At 39.0% G+C, this 18737-nt stretch carries 33 protein-coding genes; 12 read left to right on the top strand and 21 right to left on the bottom strand.

From position 1 onward, the window contains the following. Positions 1 to 7: 7 nt before the first annotated feature. The 15 genes from A9501_RS04845 to A9501_RS04785 form a co-directional block, all read right to left on the bottom strand. Positions 8 to 1039, bottom strand: coding sequence for a tyrosine-type recombinase/integrase (locus A9501_RS04845; RefSeq protein ID WP_065265122.1), 1032 nt, complete (start codon positions 1037 to 1039; stop codon positions 8 to 10). A gap of 13 nt (positions 1040 to 1052) precedes the next feature. After that, a complete protein-coding gene (locus A9501_RS04840) occupies positions 1053 to 1295 on the bottom strand; it encodes a hypothetical protein (protein WP_048952983.1) in 243 nt (80 codons plus the stop codon). Between the two features lie 173 nt (positions 1296 to 1468). Continuing rightward, on the bottom strand, positions 1469 to 1909 hold the full coding sequence (locus A9501_RS04835; protein ID WP_065265121.1) for a hypothetical protein: 441 nt from the start codon (positions 1907 to 1909) through the stop codon (positions 1469 to 1471). Positions 1910 to 1959: 50 nt separating this feature from the next. Then, positions 1960 to 3123, bottom strand: a complete 1164-nt coding sequence (locus A9501_RS04830; protein WP_065265120.1) for a DNA cytosine methyltransferase — start codon at positions 3121 to 3123, stop codon at positions 1960 to 1962. 7 nt (positions 3124 to 3130) lie between these two features. Further along, positions 3131 to 3490, bottom strand: coding sequence for a hypothetical protein (locus A9501_RS04825; RefSeq protein WP_065265119.1), 360 nt, complete (start codon positions 3488 to 3490; stop codon positions 3131 to 3133). Continuing rightward, positions 3487 to 3678 (bottom strand): hypothetical protein, encoded by a 192-nt coding sequence (locus A9501_RS04820; RefSeq protein WP_065265118.1) that lies wholly within the window; start codon positions 3676 to 3678, stop codon positions 3487 to 3489. Before A9501_RS04820 ends, A9501_RS04825 begins: the two co-directional genes overlap by 4 nt. Positions 3679 to 3708: 30 nt before the next feature. Beyond that, positions 3709 to 4605 carry a recombination-associated protein RdgC gene (rdgC, locus tag A9501_RS04815; RefSeq protein ID WP_065265117.1) on the bottom strand — a complete coding sequence of 299 codons (897 nt, stop codon included), beginning with the start codon at positions 4603 to 4605 and terminating at the stop codon, positions 3709 to 3711. A gap of 72 nt (positions 4606 to 4677) precedes the next feature. Continuing rightward, complete coding sequence (locus A9501_RS04810) at positions 4678 to 5361, bottom strand: DUF7666 domain-containing protein (RefSeq protein ID WP_065265116.1); 684 nt, start codon at positions 5359 to 5361, stop codon at positions 4678 to 4680. A gap of 64 nt (positions 5362 to 5425) precedes the next feature. Continuing rightward, complete coding sequence (locus A9501_RS04805; protein ID WP_065265115.1) at positions 5426 to 5860, bottom strand: single-stranded DNA-binding protein; 435 nt, start codon at positions 5858 to 5860, stop codon at positions 5426 to 5428. Positions 5861 to 5869: 9 nt separating this feature from the next. Continuing rightward, positions 5870 to 6523 (bottom strand): ERF family protein, encoded by a 654-nt coding sequence (locus tag A9501_RS04800; protein WP_065265114.1) that lies wholly within the window; start codon positions 6521 to 6523, stop codon positions 5870 to 5872. A 10-nt stretch (positions 6524 to 6533) separates the two neighbouring features. Beyond that, positions 6534 to 7034, bottom strand: coding sequence for a siphovirus Gp157 family protein (locus tag A9501_RS04795; protein ID WP_065265113.1), 501 nt, complete (start codon positions 7032 to 7034; stop codon positions 6534 to 6536). Positions 7035 to 7043: 9 nt separating this feature from the next. Further along, positions 7044 to 7187 (bottom strand): hypothetical protein, encoded by a 144-nt coding sequence (locus tag A9501_RS09725; protein ID WP_179855786.1) that lies wholly within the window; start codon positions 7185 to 7187, stop codon positions 7044 to 7046. A gap of 2 nt (positions 7188 to 7189) precedes the next feature. Next, on the bottom strand, positions 7190 to 7351 hold the full coding sequence (locus tag A9501_RS09720; RefSeq protein ID WP_179855785.1) for a hypothetical protein: 162 nt from the start codon (positions 7349 to 7351) through the stop codon (positions 7190 to 7192). After that, the gene (locus A9501_RS09895; RefSeq protein WP_065265112.1) at positions 7320 to 7544 is read right to left on the bottom strand and encodes an ANR family transcriptional regulator; all 225 of its coding nucleotides are present in this window, start codon (positions 7542 to 7544) and stop codon (positions 7320 to 7322) included. The genes A9501_RS09720 and A9501_RS09895 overlap by 32 nt, the downstream gene beginning before the upstream one ends. Continuing rightward, a complete protein-coding gene (locus A9501_RS04785) occupies positions 7544 to 7843 on the bottom strand; it encodes a hypothetical protein (protein WP_065265111.1) in 300 nt (99 codons plus the stop codon). The genes A9501_RS09895 and A9501_RS04785 overlap by 1 nt, the downstream gene beginning before the upstream one ends. Positions 7844 to 7919: 76 nt before the next feature. Between A9501_RS04785 and A9501_RS09715 the strand changes: the two genes are divergently transcribed. Continuing rightward, positions 7920 to 8183: a hypothetical protein gene (locus A9501_RS09715; RefSeq protein ID WP_179855784.1), complete on the top strand. Its 264-nt coding sequence runs from the start codon at positions 7920 to 7922 to the stop codon at positions 8181 to 8183. 133 nt (positions 8184 to 8316) lie between these two features. Here the strand turns inward: A9501_RS09715 and A9501_RS04775 are convergent, their stop codons facing one another. The 6 genes from A9501_RS04775 to A9501_RS04755 form a co-directional block, all read right to left on the bottom strand. Then, complete coding sequence (locus A9501_RS04775; protein ID WP_065265109.1) at positions 8317 to 9339, bottom strand: P22AR C-terminal domain-containing protein; 1023 nt, start codon at positions 9337 to 9339, stop codon at positions 8317 to 8319. Further along, positions 9329 to 9580 carry a hypothetical protein gene (locus tag A9501_RS04770; protein ID WP_065265108.1) on the bottom strand — a complete coding sequence of 84 codons (252 nt, stop codon included), beginning with the start codon at positions 9578 to 9580 and terminating at the stop codon, positions 9329 to 9331. Before A9501_RS04770 ends, A9501_RS04775 begins: the two co-directional genes overlap by 11 nt. 742 nt (positions 9581 to 10322) lie before the next feature. Next, positions 10323 to 10733, bottom strand: coding sequence for a hypothetical protein (locus tag A9501_RS04765; protein WP_065265107.1), 411 nt, complete (start codon positions 10731 to 10733; stop codon positions 10323 to 10325). Beyond that, entirely contained in the window at positions 10726 to 10992 is a 267-nt protein-coding gene (locus A9501_RS09710; protein WP_179855783.1) for a hypothetical protein, read from the bottom strand. Before A9501_RS09710 ends, A9501_RS04765 begins: the two co-directional genes overlap by 8 nt. Next, the gene (locus A9501_RS04760) at positions 10976 to 11992 is read right to left on the bottom strand and encodes a hypothetical protein (RefSeq protein ID WP_065265106.1); all 1017 of its coding nucleotides are present in this window, start codon (positions 11990 to 11992) and stop codon (positions 10976 to 10978) included. The genes A9501_RS09710 and A9501_RS04760 overlap by 17 nt, the downstream gene beginning before the upstream one ends. 24 nt (positions 11993 to 12016) lie before the next feature. Next, positions 12017 to 12769 carry a LexA family transcriptional regulator gene (locus A9501_RS04755; protein WP_065265105.1) on the bottom strand — a complete coding sequence of 251 codons (753 nt, stop codon included), beginning with the start codon at positions 12767 to 12769 and terminating at the stop codon, positions 12017 to 12019. Positions 12770 to 12896: 127 nt separating this feature from the next. Between A9501_RS04755 and A9501_RS04750 the strand changes: the two genes are divergently transcribed. The 11 genes from A9501_RS04750 to A9501_RS04700 all read left to right on the top strand — a co-directional run bounded on the left by A9501_RS04750 (position 12897) and on the right by A9501_RS04700 (position 18732). Continuing rightward, on the top strand, positions 12897 to 13130 hold the full coding sequence (locus A9501_RS04750) for a helix-turn-helix domain-containing protein (RefSeq protein ID WP_065265104.1): 234 nt from the start codon (positions 12897 to 12899) through the stop codon (positions 13128 to 13130). Between the two features lie 48 nt (positions 13131 to 13178). Further along, positions 13179 to 13619: a YmfL family putative regulatory protein gene (locus tag A9501_RS04745; RefSeq protein ID WP_065265103.1), complete on the top strand. Its 441-nt coding sequence runs from the start codon at positions 13179 to 13181 to the stop codon at positions 13617 to 13619. A gap of 43 nt (positions 13620 to 13662) precedes the next feature. Further along, positions 13663 to 13845: a hypothetical protein gene (locus A9501_RS04740; protein WP_065265102.1), complete on the top strand. Its 183-nt coding sequence runs from the start codon at positions 13663 to 13665 to the stop codon at positions 13843 to 13845. Further along, positions 13820 to 14752 (top strand): replication protein, encoded by a 933-nt coding sequence (locus tag A9501_RS04735; protein ID WP_257006490.1) that lies wholly within the window; start codon positions 13820 to 13822, stop codon positions 14750 to 14752. Before A9501_RS04740 ends, A9501_RS04735 begins: the two co-directional genes overlap by 26 nt. Continuing rightward, positions 14752 to 16125, top strand: a complete 1374-nt coding sequence (locus A9501_RS04730) for a replicative DNA helicase (protein ID WP_065265100.1) — start codon at positions 14752 to 14754, stop codon at positions 16123 to 16125. The genes A9501_RS04735 and A9501_RS04730 overlap by 1 nt, the downstream gene beginning before the upstream one ends. Then, positions 16122 to 16712 (top strand): DNA N-6-adenine-methyltransferase, encoded by a 591-nt coding sequence (locus A9501_RS04725; RefSeq protein WP_065265099.1) that lies wholly within the window; start codon positions 16122 to 16124, stop codon positions 16710 to 16712. The genes A9501_RS04730 and A9501_RS04725 overlap by 4 nt, the downstream gene beginning before the upstream one ends. A gap of 4 nt (positions 16713 to 16716) precedes the next feature. Further along, positions 16717 to 17226: a DUF1367 family protein gene (locus A9501_RS04720; RefSeq protein ID WP_065265098.1), complete on the top strand. Its 510-nt coding sequence runs from the start codon at positions 16717 to 16719 to the stop codon at positions 17224 to 17226. 9 nt (positions 17227 to 17235) lie between these two features. After that, complete coding sequence (locus tag A9501_RS04715; protein WP_065265097.1) at positions 17236 to 17424, top strand: hypothetical protein; 189 nt, start codon at positions 17236 to 17238, stop codon at positions 17422 to 17424. Between the two features lie 89 nt (positions 17425 to 17513). Beyond that, on the top strand, positions 17514 to 18056 hold the full coding sequence (locus A9501_RS04710; protein WP_065265096.1) for a recombination protein NinG: 543 nt from the start codon (positions 17514 to 17516) through the stop codon (positions 18054 to 18056). Continuing rightward, complete coding sequence (locus A9501_RS04705) at positions 18053 to 18424, top strand: antiterminator Q family protein (protein WP_065265095.1); 372 nt, start codon at positions 18053 to 18055, stop codon at positions 18422 to 18424. The genes A9501_RS04710 and A9501_RS04705 overlap by 4 nt, the downstream gene beginning before the upstream one ends. 125 nt (positions 18425 to 18549) lie before the next feature. Next, the gene (locus A9501_RS04700; RefSeq protein ID WP_005633921.1) at positions 18550 to 18732 is read left to right on the top strand and encodes a type II toxin-antitoxin system HicA family toxin; all 183 of its coding nucleotides are present in this window, start codon (positions 18550 to 18552) and stop codon (positions 18730 to 18732) included. Positions 18733 to 18737: the final 5 nt, after the last annotated feature.

Raw genomic sequence — 18737 nt, 5'->3', positions numbered from 1 at the left:
GCCTTTTTTATTTGGTTGGATTGAGTGGTTTTTCTTTTCTGATGTAATGTTGAGTGGTACGTGCAGAAGTATGGCCAAGTTGTTTTCTTGCTCGTTCATCATCAATCATTAATGAAAGGTCTGTTGCTGCTTTCGCGCGAAGATCTCTCAATTGCACTTGGTTGATCTCTTCGGCTAGCTCTTTATATTTTCTTGATGCCGCATTACGTGTATCCTTGAAATAATCTGTAAGTGATCTCCGCTCGAGCTTTCGCCCCCATTTATTCGTAAATAGAAACTGATTTTCTTCAGTGATCCGCTTGTCGATAATCTCTTTTAATTTACCTATGACTTTAATAGCAACACGTTTACCTGTTTTTTGCTGTGTAATATGCAGTAAATCGTTGTAGATATGTGAACTATGGATTTTTACCACGTCTATTGGGCGTTGTCCGGTTAAATACATCACATCCATAATGTCCTTCATATCACCTGTGGCGCAGTCGTAGATTTTATCCAAGATATAATCTTCAATGTACACATCACGGTAATTCACTTTGAATTTTTTAACCCCTGTTGATGGGCTGATCTTTTCAGTGTAACCCCATTCTCTCGCCATGCTCCAAATGTGTCCAAATAACCCAACTTCGATATTTGCGGTTGGTTTAACGTCTTTTCTCCAATCTAAATATTCACGGATGTGTATAGGCTGTATTTCATCAAGGGTAAATGGTGGATCTTGGAAGTATTGGCGTAATTTCTTTATTGCCTGAATGTTTGAGCTTCGAGTGTTCTTCGCTTTTTTAAGCGGCACAACTTCTTTTTCATATCGCTCAAGCACTTCAATAAAAAGGATATTATCTTTTTTCGTCAGATACTGCATATTCAGCTTTGCTGCTTCCAGAATAGCAATGTGCTTATCTTTACCTAAAGCAACTTCTTTTTTATCTGCCATCGTGTAGTAATAATAAACCACGATTGAGCCATCCGCTCTTTTTCGATTCCGACACACTAAACCTTGTGGCAATCCTTGATTAATTCGTTTTCTTGGACGTGCCATAATATCCCCCTTACTAACTTAATACTGCAGACCGCCGTCTTTCCTTTGTTTGTGTAATCGGCTGCACTTTCTCACCTTTCAAAATTTTGTCACCATCAGATCGTAACACAAGCGGGAATTTTCTATTTCCTTTTGGGTGAAGGAAAGGAATTCCGAATTCATTTAAGCTTTTCATCTGATATTTAGGACAAACATATCCAGTTATTAACGCTAATAATTCTGGACTGCAGTATTCATCAAAAAATTCTCTTCCCATATTTACTCCAATAAAAAACCGCCCATAAGAGCGGTTATAACGATTTATTTTAGTTAGCCAACTTCATCTAACTTATCCCCTCTTTCGTAAAGAGGGGCTAGGGGAGATTTAATGGGCTGTAAATGGGTTTTATCCCTCATTAACGGTTTCTACATCTTTCCAAATTGGCTTCATCATCTTGCTACCATCATACTTTTCATAAAATCAAGCCATTTTTGAGCATCTTTTTCCGTTTTAAAGCAACCATAAAGAGGTCCAGTATAATTAGATGCTCTAGTGTCTTTAACTACACCAAGGGGATTCACATAATAAAACCATTCACCCATTTTTGGATAAAACGGCTTAGGTAAATCTTCAATCCTAATCTTTGGCTCTTCCCACATTCCGATTACGTTATCTTGATCAAACGAATTCTTGCCATCTGGAAGCCAGCTAGCTGGGTAGCAGTCATTCTCTTCACAATCAGACATAACAAGTCCGTTTAAAGGCCGTCTGTTTGCGTGTTTTAATAATTCAGGGTATCTACTTAAATCGTAAAGTATGTATGCCTTTCTTCCACAGGCGAGCTTTACTGGTTCGCCATTTAAAGCTGCATCTAAGTTAAATTCTTTCATTTTCTTTCTCCATTAAAACAAAAGGCGCTCACATGGAACGCCTATTGGATTTATTTGTTTAAATAATTAATCATTCTTTCCCCGATCCACTTAATAACCGATACAGCCATACTATTGCCGATAGCTTTATAGCGCGGACTATCAGGGCAATCATTCGCAAGTTTGTTACGATATGGGATTTGCGTGTAACCTGGAGGAAAACCTTGTAATTTTTCGCATTCTGAAGGGGTAAGTTTGCGAATGTTTTGGTTGATACTCATGCATGGAATGTTATTCCCACCTGTCCCCATTCTTGCGGTAAGTGTTGGCGTAGTGCCGTCCTTTTGTATGCGCACAACATCGCGTCGTTCTGAAATATCGAACAAAACATTTTCCTGCCCATTATTGCGTCCTAGGCAGTGGGCAGTTGATGTGGAAATAATCGGATCTTGCGTACCATGTACTACAATAGTTTCAGAGCCACCACCAAGCGCCCCACCACTAGCTTTTACTAGCCCCCCCAATACGGATTGGCGATACGTTCCAAAGCTTCCCTCAGCGTAGCAGGTAAAACCTTGTTGCGTTTTTCCGCACGATTGAGAATACCCTTGCAAGCTTTTGCGCTCAAAAAGTATTTGGGCGACGCTTCTTTCTCTAGCACTTGCCACAAGGAACACGCGCTTGCGTCGTTGGGCGAGTCCGAAGTATTGAGCATCGAGGATTCGCCACGCGATAGTTCGGGACGAATGCACATAACCAGCGTTTGACCATTTAGCCCCTGTTGGTTGCAGTGGCTCACGCTCTTGAACCAATCCAGCCAAAAGGTGTCCGAATGCGTTGTCTTTTGTGGATAGTACACCCGGAACGTTTTCCCACAACAAAACGCACGGCTGCTTACCGTCTTGGTATCTAACATAATCAATAGCCTCTAATATGTGTATTAAAGTTAACGTGAGATTTCCGCGGTCGTCATCTAACGAGTTTCGCAAACCAGCGACAGAAAATGCTTGACAAGGAGTACCTCCAACAAGCACATCTGGAGCAGGAATTTCACGGTTTAAGATTTTTTCGGGTAAGGTGGTCATATCACCAAGATTTGGGATGTTGGGATAATGATAAGCAAGCACGGCGCAAGGAAAAGGCTCAATTTCGCTAAACCACAGCGGTTTACTTAAGCCTTTCCATGCCACGCTTACCGCTTCAATCCCTGAACAGATTGAACCGTAGGTAAACATAGTGCGGTTATTTTTTCCTCTGTTTTGGATTAATTACAGGCAACACAGGCACAATCGGTTTTGCGGTTGTGGCCGTTGTTGATGTGCTGCTGCAGTTTTCATTTATCCAGTCAGCTAATTCCTCCCACGAATCGTAGTCAAGTTTGAGGAATGGGTCATTTCGGTCACTTTCCCAGCGTTTCAGATGCTCATTAATATCGCGCGTAATTACCTCTTGAGTGTTACTGCTTAACACGCTCCAGTAGGTTTTAACATCGTGAATAGTTTCACTAACGATATAAGTATGTCGTGGCAAGCTGTATCGGACGTGACTAATCATTAAATCTTGGAGTTTATGCAGTGGGATTTTGATATTAATTTCATTCATTTTCGTTTACTTTTCTTTTTACGTTTACTAAAAATACGTTCTTGTTTTATCGCTCTAAGCTCAGTTTCAAGCTTTGTATTTTCCAGTTTTAGTTGATCATTCTCAGCTTTCAGACTTTTAATTAAGTCACCCAATTTTCGCAGCTCCAACTCAATATGTTTATCTAATAGTTCAAGATCTTCCATCATGACTTTTTTCAGCTAGCCGTTTAAGTAATCTCATAATCTATCCTTGAGCCCGCCAAATTCTTTTATTAGGCTATCCACTGTTTTGCCAAGCACGTTTACCATTAAAACAAAGTCTGCATCAAAACGAGCAGCTGCATCTTCTTTTACAATGTCATCGTTCTTCTCGATGATATTGTCGTCAAACTTCAAGCGCTTCAGCGTGCCGTCTTCAACTAAAACAAATTTAAGGTTGTCTTCCCACTCAAGCGCGAGTTTTGATATTGAGCCATTTTTCGCAAGCTCGATAATGTCCTCGTCTTCAACATCTTTTTGCTTGCAGTGAATAACGCCAAGATCTTCTTTTTCGCGGATTTCCACTTCCTTACGCAAGATTAGCCAATCGGGCGCAGTATCTGTAACCCATTTTGTCATCACTTCACATGGTGCACTATTAAACGCCAACGGTACTACTGGCAAGCTACCGAGCGATTTACGCAAAAGTGCAAGTGCATCTTCGGCTGTTTTACTTGATGCTGCATCAACAAAGATAAGTTGTTTCAATGTGTCGATATAAAGTGCGGTCGTTTTGATACGAGAAAACGCTTGCGGAAGTAGGGTAGCTATCACATCATCTTTTATGGATAATCGTTCTACTTTCTTTAATTTTCGCTGTTCTTTTTCTTCAAGTGCAGTGATTCGTTTATTGAGTTCACGATTCACAACTTCTATTGGTAAAATCTTTTCTTCACGCTTTGCCACAAGTAAGATTTTTCCGTCCGCTTGATGTGCTAAATTTTCTCTGGTGACGAGCGGAGCAGACCAACCGAAATGGCTAACATCTGCCGAACCACACGGAGTAAATTCACATTCTTTGAGTTGTTTCTCGATATTCTCAAAGTCTATTTGTTTTGTTAATTGGTAAATAATTGCATTTTTGAACCAGTACATTTTTATTATTCCTCATAAATAAAAGCCGCTAATTAATAGCGGCAGATTTTAAGCATCATCTTCGTAGTAGTGTTATTCAACTACGAACCCATCTTTAACCTCAACAAACTCACCTATATCATCTAACGTGTACCAAGTATCAGCTTTGATGTTATTTTCACCGACCTTTGATGCTTTAATATGAATTAGCTCTCCATCATCATTGCGATACACACAAACAATCGCACCATCGATACTCGCCTTAGCTTTAGATTGCCAACCAAGCGCAACAGCTATAGATTGCTCGCCAGATACTTCCGCTGCCGACCGATAGCCTGTATTAGTCGCTGCCGACCAATTGCCTGTATTGGTCGCTGCCGACAGATCGCCTGTATTGGTTGCTGCCGACCAATTGCCTGTATTGGACACCTTGGCAGCATCCCAATCAACTTTACCTTTTATCCACTCAACGGCTTTTTTTACCATTTCCGGTAAGTTAATTTCGGTTTCGATCGTGATTTTTGCAGATGCAATTTTTGTATCATCACTATCTTTTGATGTTCCGCCGCTCATTTTAACTACAGCAAATTTACTTACCGCTGGACTGTAATAGCTAAGCACATCAAGAGGGTATTCGCAGGCGTGAAATCCACTCTCACAAGCCTTAACATCACCTTTATGCACATACGTTTTGCCTACCTCATACTGATAACCTCGACAAGTCCAGTCTTGATTAAACCCTTTATAAGCTATAATTTCTTTGTTTTCTTCGGCCATTTTTTTTATCTCTCAAATTTGTATAATAAAAAAGCCACTATTGGTTAGTGGCTTGTGGTGTAACTCAAAACGGAATATCATCATTAAACCCATCTTGTTCTGCTGCTGCGCTTAATGGATCGGGTTTTTCTTTGTCTTTGATTGGCTGTTGTGTATCACTGCTTGCCTTGCTGTCTAGCATTTCAAAGGATTGTGTTGCTACTTTAAGTGCGGTGCGGTTATTGCCGTTTTGGTCTTGCCAACTTTCTTGTACCAGCTTTCCTGTTACGCAGATTTTTGAGCCTTTTTGCAGATATTGTCTTGCTACATCAGCGGAGTTGCCGTGTACAACAATCGGTATCCAATGGGTACGTTTAACTGTATTGCCTTGTTTATCTCGGTAATCATCACCGATAGCAAGATTAAATGTGGCAATTTGCCCGCCATTTTGCAATTGGCGGATTTCTGGGGCACTGCCTAAATGACCGACTAATATCACGGTGTTGGTGTTACGAGCCATAGTTTTTCCTTACATTAAATTAAGTAAATAATCGTTATACATTAGATTATATTCATCAACGAGATCGGGGTGTTTTTCCTCTAACCAAACGATAGACTTATCGTAAATTTTACCGCACTCCTCTTTGTTTTTTCCTTTCAGCCTATCTTTAAGTTGCTCTATAACCGATTTGCTAGTTACGTTAGCTTGAGTAGAGCTCATAGCCTGCTGGGTCGATTTGTTGGAGTTGTTTGACCGTTCGGACTTTGGGGACGATGACTGCTCACGCTTTCCCACGCTTGCCGCATCATCATCTTCTTGCGCCATAAACAACATTGCGGTTAAGGCGTAACGACGTGCATAGGTAATGGCTGCACCAACTTGTTGAGCATCGTTAGCTTGCTTAACTCCAGCCTTAACCAATGGATAACAACTCCGTAAAAACTGCCCGCTTTTGTGAAAGAGTGTCGTTACAAGTGTTGGCTCGTCATTTAGGACGGTAACAAGTTGCGTGATAACTAAATTATGCTCCGCAAGGATTGGGCGACAGGTATCAAGCACTTTGCTTAGTTCTGCGTATTTATAACCATAACCTTGTTTATCTTTGCTTAGATTCCCAAGCTGGCTAATCGCTTGAATAAGTTCAGGCATAAGCTCACTTAAATTTGCACTTTGCAGTTCCATTTCTCTTTCCTTATCTAATCGTCAGAATTTGACTATCAACCAATTTCGCACCAGGAATTTCTTCCCCTGCTTTTAATCGTGCTTTAATTTCGGTTTTATTTGCTGTGATTTTCACATTAACAAGGGTTTCATCGCAGTTGTTGGCGAGGAATAAATCTTCGTCTAATTGCACTGCACTTTGCTTACTTTCACGGTAAGAAATGGTAAACAAAGGACAGTTAATTTTTGCTGTGCCAGTTACTCCCATATTGTGTTTGAGATAATTTTTAATCTGCTCAATACCGTTTTGGCGTTGTTTTTTCATTGCCTGCAAGCGTTTAATTTCAGCGTCAATCACTTCAATATCGCCCTCTGTATTTTTAATGACATAGACGACATTTTCCGCTTTTTTGTCAAAATCTTGTTGCACCGCATCTAATGCTTTGGCAATGTCAGCGTTATCTGCAAATTCAGGGTTTTCTAGCAATTCTTTGATGTTTTCGAGTTGTTCGGTGATTTCGTAAAGTTTCATAGTAACTCCTTAAAATGGTAGTGGGTTGTGTTGGATATATTCAATTTCAGCTTGTAATTCTTCTGGCGTAATTCGTTCTTGCCATAACCAATCCCGAATGGCATTTAACAAATCCGCCTTGCTTTCTAGGCGTTCACGCGGTGTTTCTTCCATTTTTAAGCTCTCCCATAACAATTGGATTGCCAATATTCACAATCAGCATCTTCAGGTTCACGCCAATCTTCTTCTGGCTCATAATCTTCTTCAGGGTTTTGCTCAAGTTGACTGTAATAGTCATCTGGCGTATCACACATTTCTGGAGGCAGGTGTCTTTTCATTTATTTCCCCCATTGATTTCAATCTAAAGTGATGTCTTTCGCAAAAATCGATACGGTGTTGGCAATACTCGATATTCTTTTGTACTGCGGTATGGCGTTTAGCGTCAGCCCAATTCTTTGCAGCCTCAAGGTAATGACCTTTCTTTTCTGCTTTTACTGCCGATTCTGCGTAGGTTTTGTAAGTCGGTCTCATTATTTACTCCAAGTGCGGTTAATTTCTGCTTGTTTTTGCTCGACATAACGATACATATCAGCATTGACCTGTGGCGTTAAATTCGCTTGATAGATGCCGTTTTCTTCACGCCATTGTGCTTTGGCTTTCGCACGTGCCTCTTGTTGGATTTGTTCGCTTAGCGTATTGTTGTGCCAGTCGGTAGGTTCATCGGCAAAACAGTAGGCGATACCGCCAATTAAAAAAGCGAGGGCAAAGGCGATGGCTGTTTTACAAAGAAATGGGATGGTTTCAGCGAATACATCAGTAAATTTTTGCATTTTTGTTTTCCTTTTTTAGATACGTCTGATTACGTGGTATATTGGCTTTTCCATCCATTCAATGGAGAAGAATAAAATGGAAAAGCAATTTGAGTTTATTGATGCTTGGAATATGGCGGCGAGCCTTTTGGTTCATCAGTCGTTTGAATCGAATCAGGCTCGGGTCGATGCGTTGGCTGATTTAGCGGTGCGCCTTTACATTCGGTATGATGATTTTCATCAGCAGTTTCTTGAGATTGAAGCTGAGTACGAAGAGAATCAATCTTCAAGCGATGCAAATCGTCTGAATTGTCTTTCTGCGCTACGTGACTTTTTAAACGATATAAAATCAAAGATGTGATGATGGCTGTAATGCATGCGAAAAATGCGCTGATAAATAAGCTCATTTTGTTTCCTTTTTAGTCGATTTGTTGAATTTAAGGTGTAGCAATCCGCCGCAGGCTTAAAAAAGTGCGGTCGGATTTTGTGGTGTTTTAGAAGTCGATTTTGACTGCTTTTGGATTAAAGCCTCGCAAGTGTTTTAATACACGCCAGTTTGTCATTTGGTCGATGTTAAAATCGCTTGTGATGCGGTTTAAGATTTGGTTTGTTGAGCGTAGCACGCTTAAATATTCGTAAGCCTGTCCATAGATTTGTCCGCTCATGTTCGAGCCTAAAACGTTAAAGGCTCTCTCAATATGTTGGAAAGTGCCGACGCCACGTTTGAAAGCGAACCACAACCAAGCAAGCTCTTGAAGTTCATATTCGGTAAATTCAAACGTAAATGTTGTCGGTTCCTGCGTGGCAATATTGGGGGATTGATTTTCTTCCATATCTTTCTCTTTTTTACGTTGATTTATGCCTTCTTTGAGTTTTACAAAGGCGGAAAAGGTGGGTTTAATTTCATCATTGAGTTGGTGATACTGTAATTTCTTTCGCCAAGCCATTTCAACACGTGAAATTAATTCGAGATTTTCAAGGGTGCAATTTCTTGAATTGCCGTCTTTGTAATCAATAATATGTCCACGCGGGATTTTTCTACCGGCTTTGCGCCAGAGATAATGCGATTTCCGTTCATAACGTTTAATGCTTGCTTTTATTAACCAACATTTTGCATTTTCACAATATCGCTCAAAGCCAATCGGTTTTAAATTTTCACCTTTCTCAAATCGACCGCTTCGTCCAGTTAGCCATTGTCTCTTCACGCGCAAAACCTTTAACGCGTGTGGATTAAATGGTTTATTGAAATAAACTTCCATTTTTTGAGCCAAGATTCTTTCATTTAACGTGCAATTCGCTTTAATGAACGCAAGTTCTTCTTTGCTGTAACGATTAGCATGCTTAAGGCTGGGAATATTGTGTTTCTTTTTTAATTTATAGAAAACATTACGATTTATTAATAAATCAAACTGTTGCTGAAACAATTTAATTAGATCAGATGGCTTTTTATCCCAATGTAAGCGAATAAACGCAATATGCTCATCGGTGAATTTAAATCGTTCCGCATTAGATGTCATCGCCTTGCGCCTTAGATATTCTTAGAAAATCAGGGGATTCTCTTTCAATTTGACGATTTTCAAACAATGTCATTGCTTTAAGAGAAATCGCATTGCTTGCGATAATATTTGCCGCAATGCCTGATACGGCATTGGCACGTTTAATTTCTCGATTAAGTTCTTCATCGGTTAAGTCTTCATCAAGCAGTTTTTCTAACTGGGAAAATAAATGATTATTTAAGTCTGTGATTTTATTTTTCATTTTAAATACCCTTAAAAAAACCACCCTTTCGAGCGGTAACTGGAGTAGTGAAATCAGTCTATGTTGATTTTGTCTAGATAGGGTTGCTTAGTGATTACACTTTAATTTCTAATTTTTCCATTGTTGCATTCCTCGTTTGTTTGCCATTTAAAAACACACTTCATCTATCATTCGCAACGGTTTCACATGCCGTTGTGTCTCTGTATTAGCAAATGTGTTTTGAAATATCCACATTAGGATATTCGCCTGCTTGAGCTCCACTTTCGGCAACTACACCGTTTTTCACTGGCTTTGCATGGGCAGACTTTAAACCACAGTGTTATTAAGTAGGTTAGGGCTTTTAATCTAACGACCGCTTAATACCGTTATGCACTGTGATTCTGTAAGATAAATTATTAAAGAGCATCGAGATTGTGTATCTCGTTTCGATGGCCTAATAATACTAAAACTAATATTAATAGTAAATATCAAAACTAATATATTTTGCAAAATATACTATTTAAACTATTAAATTACTGTTTTTACTAATATTTTATTTTTGAAAAACTTTGACTATTTGCTGAACTTGTGATCTAGATCACAAAAAAAGAGAGTAGATGAGAGTGTGATTTTAAAAAGTGCGGTCGGTGTTTAGCACAAAATTGAGAAGAAATGGCAAAATTGAACAAATGAACTTGTTCAGTGAACAAAATAAAGTGCGGTAGGAATTTCGGGCAAAAGAAAACCACCGTTATGGTGGTTTCTAACTTAGTTTGTTTGACAGATCTTCCATTGTATGAATGGAAATGCCAATCTGGGATTGTATATTAATATGCTCGCTTAATTTTTTTTTCAATTTATTTAAATCTTCTTCCTGAAGAAAATCTCTGTTATTTTGAATTTGTTTCTTTAAATTTTTTATACTCTTCTTTATATTTTTATTCATTCTAAGTATATCTGGGCTTGTGCCAAATTGTCCGATAAATAGAGCTACAGAAAAACTAAGAATCGGTGTTACTAAGGGTACTGCTAAGTTAGCCATTTCCACCAAATCGGGGTGATAGGGGACAATGTAAAACTTTATGATAATCGAAAGCAAAAGCCCTATTCCTGCGGTGTAAGAACCGTATTCAAACATTGAGAAAGGTTTTGCGACTGTATTTTGTTCAGCCATTGCTTTCCTCACTACGTTTAATTGCTCTTAATTGTTCAATGATAGAATCTTTTGTCGATATTCTTATTGATTTGGAACCAACCAAATCCCCATTATGATAATGATTGATGATGATTTTATGATATGGATTTAAAACACTGCTAAGATAAAACGATAAGATTTTTAGTAAACGAGAGAATACGGGGGTACACAAAAGTACCCCTATAAATAAAGCTAATTCGTTGATGTGCTCAACAAGTAAACTAATTAATCTTTCCATTATCAGAGATAATACGCCGCTCTTCTGGAGCTAAATGATGTTTAACTTTTGTTATAGTATAGTGTTCTTTTGTTTCATAACCTAGCATTTTTATTGTTTTGTTCATTGTTACAGTAAACAAATCACCTTTCTTGAAACTGGCAATGTTCTCATTTATTCGCTTAATAAAATCTTCGTCAGTAATTTCAACCGGGTAAGAGTGATTGCCGTAAGTCATTTCCCACCCTTTGCTACCTTTAAAGCTTACGGTAAGTAGTGCGATTGTTGTTTCTAATGTTTCAACCCTTTCTTTGGGATCGTTGATTTTCATCTTTTGAATCGTTTTTATTTCTTCTGGCTCCAACTTAACTAATACCTCTCTGGAATCTTCAAATGAATAAGGTGTTTTGGTAGTATTTCCGGCCAATATTTTAAATGCGGGTTTTATGTTTCCTTCCAGAGGTGAGGAAACCAGTGTTTTTATATTCTCACGAACATCCTTATTGGCTAATAACTTAGCTATGTTTTTATCTGATTTGATTTCTTTTCCATCAACACTTAAAGTTGCAACATCACTGTTATCATCGGTATGAATACCAATTACAGTTTCTCCTTTGGTATCATTAATTGCATCAAATATGGTCTTTCCTAAGTTGGATACGCTTTTTCTTGATTTTACACCTGCATAACCTAATCCAATATATGGCAACACATCTATAACTTGCGTAGCCATATTATAAATATCAATTCCAAAAACAACCTCAAGAGAGCCTTCTTGTGCAGGTGTTTCTACAAAAACACCAAGACTCTTGCGTCTGCCTGGATTTAACAAATTATCTGATTTTTCAATCAGATCATGCATTGCTATTATAGCCTTTCCAAGCTCTCTCGCATTCATGCGGTGATTTTCTAAATCTCGACTATTTGAATCATATGATAGAGTAATAAACTCAGTTCTAACAACCTTGCGTTGCTTAGGTTGTTTTTTATTGTCTGGCAAACTCTTAATTTTATTTGTCATATTTCTTCCTTAGGTCAGTTGTTACTACAGATCAACAATATCCAGTGTTAGTTTCTTGATTAGTTTTCCGACAAAGTGAATCTGTTCTACTTGGTATTTTTCTAAGATTTCGGGCTCATAACTTGGATTGTCAGAAATTACTTTTAGTCTATATCCGCTTAGATACTGCAAGCGCTTAATTCTTGCTTTTCCTTCATATACAAACGCATAAATTCCGTCATCTTTGAAGTCATTAATTGTTCTATCAATCGCCACGATGTCACCATGCTTTAGGCTCATTTCGGCATTATTTGGGTTGTACATGCTGTTTCCGTCGATAATCGCAATCGAGAGATTATGAGCCGTTCTGCGTTGGAAAATCTCCATGAACTTGTCGCGCGAAAATTCAATAGAGCGGATTGTGTCCGGGTAATCAAGGTTGATGACGCCATCACCGGCGGCAAGATGGTTATCAAGTAGTGTGAGCTTGATTGAATCGGAGGCTGTCGGTTCCGAAAACTCTTTTGCTTTTGCTACAAGAGTAGTGAAGTCCTCGGAAATATCAGGATCTATATCAGATGGTTCAACATCAAGAATCGAAGCAAATTTAATGATTGTTTCTTTGCTTATAGGCTGCTTACTATTTGGGTTCATATAGTGGCTTACACCGCCCTGTGTCTTAATATCCAACAGATTAGCGATTTTAGCTTGAGTTAATCCAAAATCTTTTTTCTTTGTTTCATAAATACTTTTTAGGCGAGTTTTAATCTCAAAAAGTCTTTGTTCCACTTCGCTCATTGTATCCCTCTCGTATCTTTTGCCGGAATTATATTAGCCCCGCTAATAAGATCAAGAATAGTGAAAATATTAAAGCTATTGAATAAGTTAAATAGTTTTGCTAATATTTAACTATTCAGGAGGCTATATGAAACTAACCGATTATTTAGCCGAGAAAAAACTCACTCAAGAACAGTTTGCTCGGCTTGTACAAAAAACCCAAGGATTTGTTAGCCATTATCTGACGGGACGTTGTGAATTAAGCGCGAAAACGACATTAGTTTGGTCTGCAGTAACTGATTATTTAGTTACTCCGCATGAATTAAGTCCGCACTTATATCCAAACCCAGATGATGGATTACCAAAACACCTTAGAGCGTAATTTACCAACCTTTACCTAAAAGAAAACCATAAAAATAAGGCAAAAATTATGGAAATGAAGAAAGTTATTATCGAAATGATTGATCGGATTCCTGGGGGGAGAAGTGCGGTAGCAGGGTTCCTAGGTTTTACCGAAAGTGAATTAAAGAATCGCCTTTATCAAATAAAAGGCCAACGATTCAAAAATGAAGAATTGATTGCACTGCAACTTGAGTATGGATGCACTGATTTTATCGATGAGCTTTGCCGAAATGCTGGTGGACGTTTTGTACCTGATGTGGCAGAGGATGAATTAGACAAGGTTGAGCTTGCCAATTTACAACTGCACGAGCTTTCGGCTCGAGGCTTGTTATTTGCTGCATTAGAAACAGCGTTAGAAGACGGTGAAATCACCTCGAAAGAAGAAGACAAAATCCGTCAAGCATTGAGTAAGCATTTAGCAGCAACACAACATTCGATTGAATGTGCGATTGTGTTACACAAGAAATAAAAAAGCCACGAGGAGATTTCGTGGCTTTAAGGAGACGTTTTATATGAATAAAACGAACATAAAAGACAGTAGTGATTGTACTTCTTCATCTCCGCTTTGGCAAGCCCTTGAATATCGAAAGCGATTAAAAAAACTTATCGAGCAAGGGGCATCAATTAACGAATTAGATAAACAAGCAAAATTGCTATTTAAGGAGATGAATGATGGGAAATCTCGTCAGAATTGAAGATTGGCGCGAATTACGCGAAAAAAAAGAAGAGTCTAAACCCGAAAAGCAAGGTGTGAAGAAAGTGAGTGTGGATGATGGATTTACGGCTATTCCGAATGAACTTTTAAAAGCAATTTTGCGATCTAAAGTTTTAGGTTGGAAAGGATCTTATTTGTTGGCAACCATACTTAAAACGCTTTCTTGGCGAAAAGAAAGCGATTGGTTCACGCATTCACAGGTTTGTGAAATGATGGAAATAGCACCAACCAAATATCACATTAACCAACTTTCGGCAGTAAGAAAAGAATTAATTAAAGAGCGTATTTTGTTTGAAGATGGCAAAAAAACAGGCGTGAATTTGTCTGTTTTTAGCTGGGAAATGCTTAATCCCGAAAAAGTAGGGAGTTCCCGAAATAATAGGGAATTAGTTCCCGAAAAAGTAGGGAGTGACTATCCCGAAAAAGTAGGGAACACAAAAGAAACTATTACAAAAGAAAAAATAAAAGATAACCCCCTCCCCCCTAAAGGGGAATCGACTGACACCGATGTGACACAAGGGCATGGAGATACACACCCTGATGGAAATACACACTCTGATGAAAAACAAAAAATTGATCGAACCGATTATATCGGGATAGCTCAAGCCTACAACGATGCACTGGACTTAACAGGCGTTGCTTTGCCAAGAATTGCCGATCCGTCAAATTTGAGTGACAAACGTAAACTAGCCGTGAAGAAACTTTCTGAGGTGTTTAAAAAACGATTTGGCGATGGTAGTGCGTCGGCATTGGGCGAATATTTTACGGATTTTATGCGCTCTGCTCGTGAGTTTTATTTCGGTGAGAATAACCGTGGCTGGAAAGCTGATTTTGATTTTTTACTACGAGAAAACACGTTGGATAAAGTTTTGGAGGGGAATTTGTAATGCGTAACGGAATCTACGATTTGGAATATTCTTTGGTCGGTGCGTTTTTAAACGGTGGATTATCCCCACAAGCTCGCGAAGTGATGAGTTGGCTTGAACCAGAAATGTTTGCCACATTCCAACTTGGCGCACTTTACGGAAATATTCGCAAACAGGCTCGCAAAGATGATTTGATTGATATTTTGTTACTTGCGCAAGATTACGGTGAAAACTTTGCCAATCTAGCGGAATTAGCAAGCGGATATGCCTACAGCGGAAACATTTTAGGGTATGCAAAGAAAGTCCATTCTGCTTGGGTGAATCGTACTGCTCAACAGGCATTGTTGAAAATGGCAGGGGAGTTAGCCAACGCGAAAGAGGAGCAAGTAAACCAAATCACTCAAAATGCACTTAATCAAATTCAAAAACTGCTTGTCAGCAAAACGGAAATCAAGCCGATTGCGATGGGTGAATTGGTCGATTCTTATGTGGATGTTTTAGAAAAACGTTCAAAAAGCGATTTTAAAGAACGTTTACTTTACACAGGCATTGAGGCGGTCGATAACATTCTTGGCGGCATAAATTCAACGGATATTGTCATTGTGGCTGGTCGCCCAGGAACAGGGAAAACAGAATTTAGCCTGACAGTGACTCGCAATATCGCCAAAAATCATGGCTCAGTTTTATTTTTCAGCCTTGAGATGGGTAACTTCCAATTAGTCGATCGTTTGTTGAGTGCTACTGGTGGCGTGAGCGTGAAGAAATTGCGCAATCCAACCGAGCTTGATGAGGGCGACTATCACCGCTTAACAAGCGCATTGCAAGACGTGCGGTCGCAAGATGTTTATTTTGTCGATCGTGGTGGTTTATCTGCCGATGAAATTTGCGCCATTACAGAAAACTATATTAGCGAGAAAGGCGCACCATCTGTGGTTGTAATTGATTATTTAGGCTTGATGAATCACAAGCAAGAGCGCGGTGTAAATCTAACCCAAGCTATCGCTAATTCTATGAGCAAGCTAAAAGCCTTTACCAAAAACTTCAATATTCCAATCATTTTACTTTGCCAGCTTAACCGTGATGTAGATAGCCGTGCAGTAAAACGCCCTGCTAATTCAGATTTACGTGATTCAGGCTCAATCGAGCAAGATGCAAGCCAAATCATCATGCTTTACCGTGAGGGGGCATACAAGGCAGATTGTGATAATCCTTACTCCGAAGCTATTGTGACTAAAAATCGGTTTGGTGGATTAGGCACAGCTTATATGAAATTTGATAGAGGTCACTTCCTCGATTGCGATCAGGCGCAAGCGTATCAATTCATCAATGAGAAACCACAGCAACAAGCTAAAACCTATGCGGCTAAAAGTTATGGGAAAGGGGCATTGCAATGACAGAACAAAAATTTGATAAAGATACATGGCAAACACCACACTATGTTTTTGAATGGCTATCTCAACGTTTCGGGTGGTTCGATCTTGATGGTTGTGCAACAGCAAACAACGCCTTGACATGGCGCTATATCGGCGAACCTAACTCAGATAATGATGAGAATCAATCAATTGCAGATGACTTTCTAATGCCGCTTGAGCAAATGTTAGATGTGTTGTTGGATGAAGTAGCGGAACGTTGTTCGGCTCCGTTAAGAATCTATGTGAACCCGCCTTATTCCAACGTTACACCATACCTACAACGCGCGAAAGAACTACGAGATGCAGGATATCTAGTGGTGATGTTGCTTAATAACGATAAATCTACTCAATGGTATCAAAACCACATTCAAGGCGTGGCGAATGAAGTGATTGATATCACAGGTGGTCGAATTGCATTTATCAACCCTGTAACAGGAAAAGAAATCAAGGGGAATAGCAAAGGGCAAATGGTCGTAGTCTTTAATCCAACAATGGAAGACTTTGTCACACGTTCAATTAGCCTTGATTTTATTAAAAAGGTTGGTGGGTATATCGGCATGGAGAAATAGGTTAATGGCTTGTAGTGTTGACGATATTAAAAAAGCGCATGGGAAACGAACTGAAGGACGGTTAAAAATTCAGATGATTAAGTTACAAGGCGGTGTTCTTGCACCACTTGATGAGCTGGAATCAGAAGAATTGAAATCATTAAAAAATGGTGAGCAGTATGAAATTGAAATCATCCGTACACGCAATCCCGCTTTCCATCGTAAGGTGTTCGCCTTTTTTAAGTTCTGTTTTAACCATTGGGCTGCAGATAAAACAGAATGGGAACACTTTGATGAACGAAAGCAATTTGACACCTTTCGCAAGCATCTAACGGTATTGGCGGGGTTTTACGAATCCACATACAACATTAAAGGTGATTTGCGGATTGAGGCGCAATCTTTGAGTTATGGAAATATGGAGCAAGCAGAGTTTGAAAGCTGTTACAAGGCGTTAATTAGTGCAGCAATCAAGCATATTTTTAACGATTCAACCGATGAAAATACGTTAAATCAGTTATATGAGTTCTTTTGGTAGGAGTTAGATATGGACTGGATTATTTACTTTGCGCTGATGTTGATAGTGATGAGCTTACCTTTATTAGCACTTCTTTTGGGGCTAATTTCCCCATTCATTGCTAGATTTTTTAACTGGATATTGGTCGTAAGCACATTGGCATATTTTATCTTGATTGCAGTCGGCATTGGTTACGGCGTGATGAGCTTGGTGGATTAAATGAAATTAAACGATGACGATATTCTAGAGTTAAAAATTGTACTTTGGATTGCCGCGGTTTGGGTGATTTTTAATATGGTGTTTGGCTAATGGCTAAAGAGTATAAATGCAAAGTCTGCGGCAAAGCGTTTATAAAAACCTTTAGCTCGACACAGAAAGTTTGCTCACCTGAATGTGCAATTAAATTAGCCCGAGATAATGCGCAAAAAGCGCAAGAGCGAGCAGAAAAGAAAAAGCAAAGGGAACGTAAGGCTAAATTAAAAAGCCGTTCAGAATGGCTGAAAGAGGCGCAATCGGTATTTAATAAATTTATCCGTTTAAGGGATAAAGACAAGCCTTGTATCAGTTGTGGTCGGTATCATCAAGGGCAATACCACGCAGGGCATTATCGGAGTGTGGGGGCGTGTCCTGAATTAAGATTTTGTGAGCTCAACGTACATAAACAATGTGCACCCTGTAATGACCATAAGAGCGGAAACATCATCGAATATCGAATAAATCTCGTCAATAAAATCGGTGCAGATAAGGTAGCTTGGCTAGAACGCCAAGACCACGATCCAAAGAAATACACCATTGAAGATTGCAAGGCGATTATTAAGTATTACAAGGCAAAAATTAAGGAGCTTACATGAATATTGATGTGATTTCAGTTGAATTTGGTTATTGGGCTACACCTCGTTATGAGACTGAATTTCCACGTGTAGCCGCAGGGTTTGCAGAAATGAAATGTGATGCTCGTTATGCTGAAAAATATCGTACGCGTCCTATAAGCGATGAATTAGGTATGGAAATTGATGGCTACCTTGGTGTAATTAGAAAAGTCACACCAGAACTTTATGATGTATTCGTTCTGACTTATATCAAGAGATGGGAAAAACAAGAAATTTGGCGATATTTACATATTTCACGGCGTGAATATTTCAATCGATTGAAAACGGTAAAGACATCACTTTTATTGCTATTATCAACAGAAGGTAAGCAATGTTTATTTATTGCCTGAATAAGTGCGGTCGATTTTGACCGCATTTTCATTATTAATACCTACAATAACCACAAAAATAATTGACATTAATTAATTTATAGGTATAATAACCACATAAACAAACAATATAGGAGCAAATCAATGTGGATAGCCGAAAAATAATTAAGATGATTGAAGCAGATGGTTGGGTTTTCCATCACGCCACAGGAAGTCACCACCACTTCACTCATCCAACAAAGAAAGGGATTGTGACCATCCCACACCCTAAAAAGGATTTAAAGAAAGGGACGGAAAATTCAATATTAAAACAAGCGGGGCTAAAATAGCCCTG

Origin of the sequence: Haemophilus sp. CCUG 66565 (assembly GCF_001679495.1) — a bacterium.
Taxonomy (GTDB): domain Bacteria; phylum Pseudomonadota; class Gammaproteobacteria; order Enterobacterales; family Pasteurellaceae; genus Haemophilus; species Haemophilus haemolyticus_K.
Note: the sequence above shows the minus strand (reverse complement) of the source record. Positions and strands in the feature narration are given on the sequence as shown.